Origin of the sequence: Tardiphaga sp. vice154, assembly GCF_007018645.1 — a bacterium.
Lineage (GTDB): Bacteria > Pseudomonadota > Alphaproteobacteria > Rhizobiales > Xanthobacteraceae > Tardiphaga.
Map to the genome: position 1 here is coordinate 4,244,620 of NZ_CP041399.1, position 11,762 is coordinate 4,256,381.

Genomic DNA, 11,762 nt, shown 5'->3' on the forward strand with positions numbered 1-11,762 from the left:
GGACTCTAACTGCCGCAGTTTTACTCCGGCGCAGCCAATCAAAGCGGCCGCTTCAGTGAGGCAGTATTGCTCCGGCTTTGACACATGAGATTGACCACCGGCGGCAGATCCTGACTTTGATCGCACCAGGGTCAGATATGCACGCAGGAAGAATAGGAAAGACCTTTAGAGATCAACTTTTAAATCCTACGTCGGTATTTTTCCGGAGCAAGTTGGAAGGGAAGGAGACCGGAACGTGTCCGGAGTTGGCGTTAAGTGCCGGGTATCGCGCAAGTGATTCCCGTCGAACTCAGGACTTTCTTATCCAGCCAGAAAGCCTGACGCGTTCCACGATCGCCATATGGGGAACGGTCAGCGCCGCAAGTCCAACGAACACAAGCTGACTAACCCGCACATCAATTGCAGTGTCGCCAAAGGAATTCCAAGCTGCGACTGACAAAATGACCGTGACCAACATCGGAGTTGCGGCCGTAAAAACTATACGGGAAAGCGAGATTTGATCAAAATAATTCATAGTGCGCAAAATATGGCGAGCACTGTGCATGATGCAGAAAAACACTGTGAAGGCGACGAGAGGCGGCGCGAGTGTCGCAATTAATCCCAGAGCGGCGATTTCAAGGCCAGAAAGCCAATCGGACTGCATGCGAGCGATCGCTGCGAGTACAAGGCCAACTAACCAGGGCCATTTGAGATACAGCAGCGCCGCCACCGTCTGCATCGCCGCATCGGGACCAACGAGAAATGAAAAAAGCTGCGTCACCTCCGGTGCGTAGAAGATCGTCGGGAGCACAATGATCGCGCCACCATAAAATACGCGCGAAAACACCGGGGTACCCGGAGACGGGTCGCCGGAAAAATGGACGATGGATATCACCAGAAATCCCGCAAGGAACAACTGAGGTGCGAATTGCCATAAGGCGACGACGAGCGCTGCCGGAATGAAATAGACCACCGTAAAGCCGACCCATTCCTTTGCTGTCCGGACATTATACAGATTTCTTGCAAAAACCGTATCCAGCACGCCATGCGGCACGCCCAGGATGACGATTAGAATAGCCATCGCCACTAATTCGGTTTGCGGATCCAGCCGCTGGACCAATTCGGCAGAAGCTGCGACGGCAAGCGCCGTTGCGCAAAAAACCAATCCCTGAATGCGTTGCGCTCGAATCGGCATCATAAGGCTTCACGCAATCGTGCCGACCGCAGGAACGCACTGGGGATTTCCTTCAAGAACGGGATGACCGGCAAGACTGATGCAACAATTGCCCGATCCAGCAGGGTACCGCCGTCACTCAGGAAGCGGATTATACGTGCGGGATCCACCTTTTCGAACATGGATAAGAACATGGCGGGCGCCGCTGCGGAACGGGTGTGCAGCACTGAAAGGAACAGGTGGTCCATGCCGCGAAGCAGCAGGGGATCGGGCTCATGGCCGATCGGGAACTTTCCCTCACCGAGCTGTTGGGCGCAAACATCGGCCCACCGCTGAATACGCTGGAAAGCATAACCAGTGCTGGCGCGCGCGCCGCCCCAGTCCAGGCCTGCTCGCACGTAAGTAACATCTGGATTTGGTTTCGCGGTGGCAGTGCCCATTGGCAGGACACCGTTTTCCTCACGCAAAATCCTGAAGCCGACACCATTTACATATCGTGCGACAGCGGTACTTAAATCACTTGAAAGAGCTGGTTGACCCAGCGGATCTGGCCCGAAAACAGTTGTCTCGATCAGAGCGCGGTAGGGCGACACGGGAAGAACATAAGAAAAGCGAATGTTCGTTGCATTGCCATCGTCAAAGTTCATCAAATCGGTGCAGGTAGGATTGAATACTGCATCTTCGCATTTAATCTCGCGGCCGTAGAAAGACTGCCACAGGATGGCTGTACCGCGTGTAGCCTTCTTTACCGGCCGCGTATCAATCACCATGCTGGCTTGGTGTCGCGCTTGGCTGGTTTCAATCTGCCACTTGCCTGAGCGTTTGTAAGGTAGATCGAGTACGGATGCGTTCATGATCAGCTGGATGCGTTCGTTTTTGGAAATTTGCTTGATAGCTGCAGCGTAAAAAACGTCGGCAGGAAGCATTTGATAGGGTGTTGCGCCGCAGTCCACAGTAACGCTGCGGCCCTCAGCTTGAATTTTCATGTTTTGCCACCGATGCTGAACCAGCGGCCGTATGCGGGTAGAGCCGTCATCCCAAAAACACCATGTTCGGTCATTGGTGTAGCGGGTTCGCTCTTCGATAATGAGTGCGCGCGGGCAATTGGGCCCCAGTTCGGCAAGCCGCATGCCGAGGCTCAAACCTGCACAACCGCCGCCGAGAATGATGAGATCGGCGTCAGACTGCACGGTCGTCCCCCGCCACCTGCGCCATGCACGGCAAGCCAACGATCGCCGTATGCAACGCCGCGTTGTACTCTTGGGGTGAGACCCAAAAGGAAGGCCGAAGCACCTGGCTCAACAGGGCACGAGCAGTCAATGCAGCCTTGATGCCGCCATGCAGAACGACCCGTCCTGACCAATAGGCACAATCGCGTCTTCGAAGCTCTTTGCCGATCGCTTCATAAACACGCGCGGCAACAAAAATGCTACTTCGTGCGCGAACGGGCAGATAGCGCAAGCCCAATTCGCCGCTACGGTAGTAGCGATCGGCAAGATGTAAGAGATCAGCCACACATTTTCGCAAATGAGGTCGTAACCCATCCGCCGGTGAAATGAGCAAATCGGGCGAAACATCGCCAATCATGCTGGCCGGCAAATAGCGCCGCCCTAGAGCCGCGTCTTCCGCGATATCACGGCAAATATTGGTGAGTTGCATGGCGATGCCGAGATCAACAGCATGCGGCAGAGCAGCGGGATCATCCACATCCAGCACACTGCACATCATCAGCCCGACGGTGCCGGCAACGCGATAGCAGTAGCGCAAAAGGCAATCAATATTTTCCATCCTGACTGTTTCAAGATCGGATGTCACGCCCTCGATCAATTCCAGCATAATAGCTGGATCGATCCGGCATTCGCGCATGAGGTCCAGCATGTCGCTGATTATCGGATCGGCGGATACGCCGGTCGTGACGGCAAGTGCGGCACTGGAGAGGTCGAGTCTGGCGGCATCCTGTGACGATGCACTGTCGGCAAGGTCGTCGATCAGACGGCAAAATCCATAGAGGCGGGTGGCTCTTGCAGCGTGAACAGAACCCAGCAGATGCCGCGCCCAATGAAAACTGCGCCCTTTGGCGGCAAGTATGGCATCGGCCGACGCCCGGGTCTCATTCTTGGAGGCGGGCCACGACATAGTCATGGCATCACCATCGATGGAATGAGCGCATCCACAACCTTCGCCGAGCACAAAACGCCGGGAACGCCGGCTCCTGGGTGCGTGCCAGCGCCAACGAGAAAGAGGTTTTGGATTCCCTCGGCACGGTTATGAAAGCGGAACCATGCCGATTGTCGAAACAACGGGGCGATAGAGAAGCCCGCGCCATGCGTGCTCAGATAGTCCTGTCGGAAGTTCTCTGGAGTTATGAAGAAATCGCTCGTAATCGTTGCTTCCAGGTTCGGCAGGATAGTTTTGCTGAGCGCCTTGACGATACGATCCTTCAGGCGCGGACCTTCCCTGGTCCAATCGATCTGACCTTGAAGGTTGGGAACCGGACAGAGGACATAAAAGCTATCGCAGTTGGGTGGCGCAAAGCTCGCATCCGTGGCGGTCGGTCGATGAAGATAGAGCGAAAAATCTTCCGACAATACTTTACGGTCGAAAATATCACTCAACAATTCGCGATATCGCCCGCCAAACCAGATTGTATGATGTGCTACCGCCGGATAAGTCTGCGTCGTGCCGAAATACAGAACAAACAAACCCATAGAAAAATGCGCAGCCGCCAGTTTCAGCTTAGTCGATCTGGCCTGCGCGGTCTTTTCGACCATCGAGCCGTATAGGTGGGCAGGATCGCAATTGGATACAATGACATCGGCTGTCATTGTTCGTCCGTCATCAAGGGTCACGCTTTGAGCGATGCCATCCCTGACATTGATGGCCGCTACCGTGGTCCCCAGCTTGATCTTGATGAATTGTCGCTCCATTAGCTCGCCAAGGGCTTTAGTTATCGCTCCAGTACCACCCATAGCGAAATGAACACCATGTGCACGTTCGAGAAAGTGGATCAGGCCATAAATGCTGGTCGTGTCGAATGGATTGCCGCCGAGAAGCAGCGGTTGAATCGAAAATGCCTGCCGCAGCTTGGGGTTGGACATATAACGCGACACTAGCCCCCACACAGACCGATAGCTGCCCAGCCCGACGAGGCGAGGGATCTGGCGAACCATGGTCATGAAACGATCAAACGGTTGGGCGGAGAGTTCGGTAAAGCCGATCTCGAAAATCCGTTTGGAGTGCGCTAGGAGTGCTAGGTATCCATCGCAATCGCGTGGTTCGATCCGCCTAATTTCGGCCAGCGTTTCTTCCAGTGTGCCTCCATAATCGAACGTTTCGCCATCGGCAAAACAAAAGCGGTACCATGGTTTCAGTGGCACCAGATTAATGTGCTCCGCCATCCGCTCGCCAAACAGGAGAAACAATTCCTCGAACAGGAAAGGAGCCGTAATGACAGTTGGACCAGAATCGTGGCGAAAACCGCCGCGTTCAAAAACCTGGGCGCGGCCGCCAAGAGTAGCGCATCGATCGATAAGCGTAACTTCATAGCCTTTTGATCGCAGACGCAGCGCCGATGCAATCCCGCCAAATCCTGCACCGATGACTATGGCCCGATTAGGTGCTTCCCGGATGGTCATAGCCGTGCAGCCAGGCGCAGGGCGAGTTCGCGCAAGAGGGCGCCCGACCGCTTTGGCAAGTTCTCCGCCTCATCAGCTGCTGTGCGAAGACGTTTAAGACCAAGGGTGCGCGCCAGCTGTCCGGCATCTGCACCGTGCCCGGCTGCCCGCAATACTGATAGAATATTCAATGAAGCAGGCTTTGAATCATGACCGGCTTTTCTCGTTCCGGTGTCCTTTCCAAAGTCGGTGATGTCATCGAAGATCTGATAGCCGACAGCGAAAGCATCTGCCGCACGCCGTGCGACTGCGCGAAAGTTATTGTATCCGGAAGCCACAAGGGCTAATTCGAATGGCAATCCCAACAGAGCGCCAGATTTGGCAATGGCGATTGTTTCGTAAGCTCCGACGTCATCAATGGTTTGGCTTCGAGCCTCAAGATCAGCGCATTGACCAGCGATTGCGTGCGCGGCGCGCGCATGGACAAGCGATATCAACGCTGGCAGAAGTTCGGGGCTACTGAAGGTCGCGAGGGCGGCGTAAGCGGAGGAGAGTAGCAAGTCGCCTGAACAGATCGCCATATCATCTCCGAATGCTGCCCATACACTTGGCAGTCCACGGCGGAATTTATCCCGATCCTGTAAGTCATCGTGAATAAGCGACGCGTTGTGCAGAAGTTCCACTGCGGTCGCGATGCAGACAGCGTCTCCAGATGTTAATCCGAGCGCTCGTCCAGCGTCGAGTGCTAGGAGAAACCGGATCCGCTGACCGCCGGCGGCCACGTGATAATGAGCGGCGCGGGCCGAGGTAGGGAAAGTGTTCGTGCTGCCATTCTCTGGCTGCAATAAATCGACCAGCCATGCATCCATCGCGCTCGTTTGATCGCGGACTGTGTCATGAACTAAAGCCGGAACATCGGCAGTGGATGCGTACATGGCTATATCCCAAAACCCTGGAGTTCCGGCGCGGCAATCTGCTGCGCCGGAATTAGATCAGGTAAGCGTCTGACTATCTTGCGGTGGCCAACTGTCCGGGACCATCGACAAAGCCCTCTGCCTCAGACTTTCGCCTAGCGATCATGTAAATCAGCACACCGAACCCGGCTTTGGCAACGATGTCAGCAACGGTGTAACCGACCTGTACGGCGGTGATTGCTCCGCTACCTGTGAAACCGATCATCGGAAAGATAAAAACGATCGGATAGAAGCACCACGAGATTACTGTTACATACCGCGCGAGGCTCACGAGACCGCGCGCTGATGTGGGCTGCTTGGCGATCGCATCGCTCAGACCAACGAACAGGTCATAGACGATAACCAGGAACGGCAGCATAGCCAATACCCACCAGAGCCATCGCGTGCTGTTGACCTCAGAAATTTCTCCCGGGTAACCAAGAACGACCATGAGTGCAGCGAGCAATCCGAGCTTGGTCGATTTCGCGATTGTTTCGCTGGGGGACAGGCGCATGACGAGAATTAGTTCGATAAGCAGCAATGGCACGGTAAGTAACCAGTCGACATAACGGTAAGCATCGTTGAATTTGATACCGGAGTCCTTGATCTGCCCGGAAACAACTGTGAAAGACGCATCCCAAGAGTTAAAGATACGGACGTAGTGATAAAGTGCAATGAACGTCACCAGTCCAGTGAATGTCAGCGCCGTTCTATAGGCTGGCGCCACCTGCGAGCGCCCGAAAAAGGAGAATATGGTCGCCGAAGCCATTACGGCGATCGTAAAGGAAAACGCATTGTATACGAGGTCGTACTGCCAAACTTGCATTGAAGCCACTTGACGATCTCCTGCTTAGTTGTAGTCAACATTAGACGGGACCGGCACGGTTAGTGCCGGTGTTTTAGCCAACAACAAGTATTACGAATCCGCGAGAGGTTTGGATCACGATAAAGAAAAACTTTTTTTACGAGCGCCGCTCTTTGATCCGCACTACCGAACAAGAGGACAAAAAGCAGACGTCGGCTCCAGCTCAGATAGCAATGCCCCCTTGGTGCACCCTGTTCTAGTGCCAGCCGCGCTGGTTACGCGGAGAAGGTTCGACCCCAGCTCCTCTCCCTCCGCCACCGCAGCCGCAGCCGCGCTCCTCACGCCGCCGATCGCCAAGGGGTGACGTGCCCCCGCCAAATTAGGCCAGTCTGACCTGGAATTTTCCATTTATGATCCCTGACGGGACGAGGAGAGTTCTATGATAGTCCCGCGGTGCGCGCGATGAAAACCTACCGCTCTTCACACTGAAGGCGGCGTGATCGAACTCGTTGCCTTCGGCTTTTGGTATGGCGATGGTTCCGATTGGCCTCAGCGACATGGTGTCCTCACGGTTTGGCAAGCGCTGCCGGCATGGCGGGCGTCCGCCGTACCGTCTCCGCCGTCTTGAAGCGCGCGGGACATCACGTTGGCGCAGATCCAGAACAAGCGCGCCAGGACCTTTTCAAAGGCAAGACGGTGCCGCTGGGGACCCATGCGCCGCGCTGGCTGGAGCGCAGTTGAAAACTGTTCGCAGGCTTGCAGATTTTTGAACGAGATTCGTACGTGCGCATGAGTTTTTTTGATTGTTTGAGCCGCCAGATGAGCACTATTAGCGCTGGGACAAGACAAAACACCGCGGATTGAGCGCGCCTCCGATATGGATCGTCGAGTGATAAAATTTACTGAACGATTTCCGAGCCTTAGCCGAAATCGCCTGATGTTTGGCGCGGCCGTCGTAGCGGTCGCGATCGTCGGCGCCGTGGCGTTGTCGCGGACCGCCGAAACTCCGCGGCCTAATTCCGAAGTATCTAGCCAGTCGCGCAAGATCCCGACGCGCTATGTGACCGCCCCGGCCGAATGGGCCAGCCTGACCGTCGAGCCGGTCAGCGCGCGGGCATTCCGCGCCGAGCACGTCACCGAAGGCAAGATCGCCGTCGACGAGGACAAGTCGACGCCGGTGTTTTCGCCCTATGCCGGGCGGGTGACAAAGCTGCTCGCCAAGCCGGGCGACAGCGTCCGCGCCGGCCAGCCGCTGTTCAGCATCGAGGCCGCAGACAATGTCGGCGCGCAGAACGATTTCATCACCGCGATCACCAGCCTCAACAAGGCGAAATCGCGGCTCGACCTGGCGACGATCCAGGACAAGCGCGCCAAGGACCTCTCCGAAGGCCGTGCCATCCCGCTGAAGGACTACCAGCAGACCCAGGCGACGCTGCTGCAGGCGCAGAACGACCAGCGCTCCGCCGAAACCGCGCTGGAAGCCGCGCGCAACCGGCTGCGCTTCCTCGGCTTCACCAATGAGGCGATCACCGCGTTTCAGGACCAGGGCAAGATCAACCCGGAGACCACGATCTATGCGCCGATCGCGGGCATCGTGGTGGCACGCAAGATCGGCCCTGGCCAGTTCGTCAGCGCCGGCGCCACCGATCCGGCCTACGTGATCGGCGACCTCTCCACCGTGTGGCTCACCGCTTTCGTGCGCGAGACCGAAGCCTCCGAGGTCGAACTCGGCCAGGAGCTGACCTTCAACGTGCTGGCGCTGCCCGGCCGTGTGTTGACCGGCAAGATCAACTACGTCGCCACCGCGCTCGATCCTGCGACGCGCCGGCTGATGGTGCGCGCCACCCTGGACAATGCCGCCGGATTGTTGAAGCCGGAGATGTTCGCCACCGTGACGATCTACGCGCCGGGCGACCAGCCGACCGTCGGCGTGCCGCGCCAGGCGCTGATCTACGAGGGCGACCAGGTCCGCGTCTGGGTCGCGCATGATGACGACAAGACGATCGAGCTGCGCGTCATCAAGACCGGGCTGGTCAACGGCAACCTGGTCGAGGTCTCCGGCAATTTGCGGCCGGGCGAGCGCATCGTCACCAGGGGCTCGCTGTTCATCGACCGCGCCGCATCGGCGTCCTAACTCCCAGCTTCGGCTTTTCTGAAAGGTCCGATCTGGATGGATCGTCTCGTTGCCCTTGCCGTCAACCGCCGCTTTCTGATGGTGGGGCTGTTGCTCACCGTGATGATCGGCGGGGTGTTCGCGTTCAATCAGCTCAACATCGAGGCCTATTGTGGCTATAGATTCGCTATTCGTTGGGGAGATGCGACCGATGATGGACCAGATCAGCAAGTCGTCGGCTGACGTCCGTAGTTCGATCGGGCGAGATCTTGTTGCCACCCAGCACGAAACCGGTGACACCATTCGATTTGCTGGCTCACTCGCTAAAATGTGCGCGGCACTTGCCTGAGTTCTCGGAGGCATCATTGCATTCTTCGTCGGACGAAGTGTCATTCGTCCGGTATCGGGCATGACGAATGCGATGACAACGTTGGATCGGCGGCTTCAAGCGACGCGATTGACATTAAACCCAGGATGAATCGCGCTTGTGCTGCCGGACTGGTGGCGGCCCAAATAGCGCGCAGATCGCGCAACTCGTCCCTCTCACTAGAGGCGCGACGCATGCCATCTCGGATTCGCTGACGAACAGCCGGGTCGGCCATCCGAGCTTCGGTCGCCTGGCTCACTTTCGCTCGCTTTTCAGGATCATCCCAGCGAGCGAGATTGGCTGCACCGATCTTGGCGCGCGTCTCCGCGCTGTGCTTCCGCCTCCCAGTCTCAGTCATAGCGATGCTCGGGACAGCTCAACCCGTCTAAAGCGGCGCTCCGTGGGAGCGTCTTCAATTTCCGAGGTGCTGCGACCGGTGCTTACATTTGAGATTTACTCAAATGGAGGTGATTCATGGCCAGTCCTACCCAATTGATTGAAGCAGTCGCCAAGGCGCTCAACGTGCCGAAGGTCACTATATTTCAACATGACCGGTTCTTAGTCACGGCGGGGTATCGCAAGGTCGCTGGGAGGGGGCGTGCCGCGAAGGTGACGCCGCAGGACGCTTCGGCTCTGCTCATCGTGGTCGCAGCGAGTCCGATTTCTGGCCCAACGGTTAAAGCGAGCCTGGCCAGCTTCGAAAGTTACAACTGCCTCTTCGCTTCTGACAGCGATAACCAAGAAGCTACGTCATGGGCCGCCCTCAAGATATTACAGGACCTTCCAAAGGTGCATACCCTGCATGAAGCGATCTCTGCGATCATTGTTTTACTAGCAAGAGGTCTTCCCGCTCATGGTGGAGATATTTTCGAAAATGTTCCAGCCCTCGTCGCTCAAGGACAATACTACTTAGACTTCACTATCAGTTTCGAAGCTCCGCTTCCGATGGCAAGCATTCGGATTTACGCAAACATATACGATCCTCATTCCGATCAGCCGGAGAGAGCTGAGCAAATGACATCAGAAATTCTCTACCGGCCTACTGCATCAATGATGGCATCTTACCTGGATGACCAGAGCGAGATTTTCTCGGGAATTCACGTGATTTCAGATTTCAAACAAGTCCGCAGCTTCGGCATTTTTACTCTTCAGCAAATCGCGCGGATTTTTGAAGTCAAGGCGACGGAATGATGAGGCGTTTTTTTTAGATTTACCTAGCGATTGACCATTGGTTATGTCGCTATCTATGCCCGATGAGATTGAAAAGGTAGCAAAGTGACACGTCGCGTCGGCACCTTCCTACAGATTGACGTTAGCCGAGCAATTCGGGCTGCGAAGCGTGAGGGCGCCGACGCAATTCAAGTGGCCTCGAATGGCACCATCACCATTTTACTGAAGGCGCCGCCCGTCCTATCGAGCAACGAGGACGAATTCCAGAAGTGGGACCGCACCAATGAATCGGCGAAAGCTGCCCGGCGTCGCGACCGCCACCAAACGGCTCGCTGACGGCTCGGTTCGAAAATATTACTACGCTTGGCGCGGTGGGCCGCTCCTCACGAGCGAGGATGGGAAGCCGCTGGCGCCCAATGATCCGCTGTTCATAGTGGCCTACGCGGCCGCGCACACAGAGCGTACCAAGCCGGTGGCCGGGACGCTGTTCTCTTTGATTGTGGCATACAAAGCTTCGACTGAATTCACGACCCTCTCAGATTTCAGTAAGAAGGCGTATCGTCGATACCTGAAGATGATCGAGGAGGAGTTCGGCACGATGCCCCTGTCCGTCGTCCAAGACCGGCGCGCCCGCGGAAAGTTCAAGGCGTGGCGCGCCACCATGGCGGACAACCCGCGCACCACGGATTACGCCTGGACGACCATTGCTCGAGTGCTTGCGGTGGCCAAGGATCACGGCACTATCGCGATCAACGTCTGCGAGCGCGGCGGCCGGCTATATGAGTCGGACCGCGCCGACATCATCTGGCTTGACGAACACATCACAGCGTTCTGCGCTGCAGCCTCAACGGAGCTTCAGTTCGCTTTGCTAATCGCTTTATGGACAGGCCAGCGCCAAGGCGATTTAATCAAAATCACCTGGTCGCAATACGACGGCACCCATATTCGTCTGCAAGTGGGCAAGCGCCGAAAGGGAAAGGCAAAAAAGCGTGTATTGATCCCGGTCGGCTCGGCACTAAAAACCGCGCTCGATGCTCGCCGGCCCGCGAATGCTGATGGTCCGATCTTGCGAAACACTTTGGAGAGCCATGGACCAGTGACGGATTTCGAACGCCCTGGGGGAAAGCCTTCGACAGGGCGAAGCTCGGCGACTTCGATCTGCATTTCCACGACCTACGGGGCACTGCTGTCACACGGTTGGCTCTGGCAAGCTGCACAGTCCCGCAGATTGCTGCGATCACGGGGCACAGCCTAAAGGACGTCGAAACGATTCTCGAAGCCAACTACCTCGGCGGCCAGGCGGAGCTTGCGGATCAGGCCATCGTCAAGCTGGTCGCGCAGCACGGTTCGTGAACCAAAACTGCAAACCAAGGCGCAAACCGAAGCGACCGTTCCGTTTTGTTCTATGAGGAATTTTTCTTAAAACCCCTTTTGCCGAAGCACTTAGGGGTGGTGGGCGCACCAGGGCTCGAACCTGGGACCCGATGATTAAGAGTCATCTGCTCTACCAACTGAGCTATGCGCCCGGATCCAACCGGATACCCTCGCGGGATGGCGTCGTTTAGCAAAGCGATCCGGGGATGGCAA

Annotated in this window: 10 protein-coding genes and 1 tRNA gene; 4 read left to right on the forward strand and 7 right to left on the reverse strand. The window is 56.6% G+C overall.

Annotated elements, in window-relative coordinates; all coding sequences use genetic code 11:
• Window positions 1-289: 289 nt before the first annotated feature.
• The 6 genes from FIU28_RS19880 to FIU28_RS19905 all read right to left on the reverse strand — a co-directional run bounded on the left by FIU28_RS19880 (window position 290) and on the right by FIU28_RS19905 (window position 6,546).
• Window positions 290-1,177, reverse strand: a complete 888-nt coding sequence (locus FIU28_RS19880; protein WP_210245424.1) for a Brp/Blh family beta-carotene 15,15'-dioxygenase — start codon at window positions 1,175-1,177, stop codon at window positions 290-292.
• Window positions 1,174-2,343 (reverse strand): lycopene cyclase family protein, encoded by a 1,170-nt coding sequence (locus FIU28_RS19885; protein ID WP_143574872.1) that lies wholly within the window; start codon window positions 2,341-2,343, stop codon window positions 1,174-1,176. The genes FIU28_RS19880 and FIU28_RS19885 overlap by 4 nt, the downstream gene beginning before the upstream one ends.
• Complete coding sequence (locus FIU28_RS19890) at window positions 2,333-3,295, reverse strand: phytoene/squalene synthase family protein (protein ID WP_143574873.1); 963 nt, start codon at window positions 3,293-3,295, stop codon at window positions 2,333-2,335. Before FIU28_RS19890 ends, FIU28_RS19885 begins: the two co-directional genes overlap by 11 nt.
• Window positions 3,292-4,788 (reverse strand): phytoene desaturase family protein, encoded by a 1,497-nt coding sequence (gene crtI / locus FIU28_RS19895; RefSeq protein WP_143574874.1) that lies wholly within the window; start codon window positions 4,786-4,788, stop codon window positions 3,292-3,294. Before crtI ends, FIU28_RS19890 begins: the two co-directional genes overlap by 4 nt.
• The gene (locus tag FIU28_RS19900; RefSeq protein ID WP_143574875.1) at window positions 4,785-5,702 is read right to left on the reverse strand and encodes a polyprenyl synthetase family protein; all 918 of its coding nucleotides are present in this window, start codon (window positions 5,700-5,702) and stop codon (window positions 4,785-4,787) included. The genes crtI and FIU28_RS19900 overlap by 4 nt, the downstream gene beginning before the upstream one ends.
• A 73-nt stretch (window positions 5,703-5,775) precedes the next feature.
• Window positions 5,776-6,546 (reverse strand): bacteriorhodopsin-like, encoded by a 771-nt coding sequence (locus tag FIU28_RS19905; RefSeq protein ID WP_143576304.1) that lies wholly within the window; start codon window positions 6,544-6,546, stop codon window positions 5,776-5,778.
• 916 nt (window positions 6,547-7,462) lie between these two features.
• On the opposite strand from FIU28_RS19905, the gene FIU28_RS19910 reads away from it, so the two are divergent.
• The 4 genes from FIU28_RS19910 to FIU28_RS19935 all read left to right on the forward strand — a co-directional run bounded on the left by FIU28_RS19910 (window position 7,463) and on the right by FIU28_RS19935 (window position 11,430).
• The gene (locus FIU28_RS19910) at window positions 7,463-8,659 is read left to right on the forward strand and encodes an efflux RND transporter periplasmic adaptor subunit (protein ID WP_143574876.1); all 1,197 of its coding nucleotides are present in this window, start codon (window positions 7,463-7,465) and stop codon (window positions 8,657-8,659) included.
• A 36-nt stretch (window positions 8,660-8,695) separates the two neighbouring features.
• Window positions 8,696-8,881: a hypothetical protein gene (locus tag FIU28_RS19915; RefSeq protein WP_143574877.1), complete on the forward strand. Its 186-nt coding sequence runs from the start codon at window positions 8,696-8,698 to the stop codon at window positions 8,879-8,881.
• A 598-nt stretch (window positions 8,882-9,479) separates the two neighbouring features.
• Window positions 9,480-10,196 (forward strand): hypothetical protein, encoded by a 717-nt coding sequence (locus FIU28_RS19925; protein WP_143574879.1) that lies wholly within the window; start codon window positions 9,480-9,482, stop codon window positions 10,194-10,196.
• Window positions 10,197-10,458: 262 nt separating this feature from the next.
• Window positions 10,459-11,430, forward strand: a complete 972-nt coding sequence (locus tag FIU28_RS19935; RefSeq protein WP_246660747.1) for an integrase — start codon at window positions 10,459-10,461, stop codon at window positions 11,428-11,430.
• Window positions 11,431-11,625: 195 nt separating this feature from the next.
• Here FIU28_RS19935 and FIU28_RS19940 read toward each other — a convergent pair.
• Window positions 11,626-11,701 (reverse strand) — tRNA-Lys (locus tag FIU28_RS19940).
• Between the last annotated feature and the right edge of the window lie 61 nt (window positions 11,702-11,762).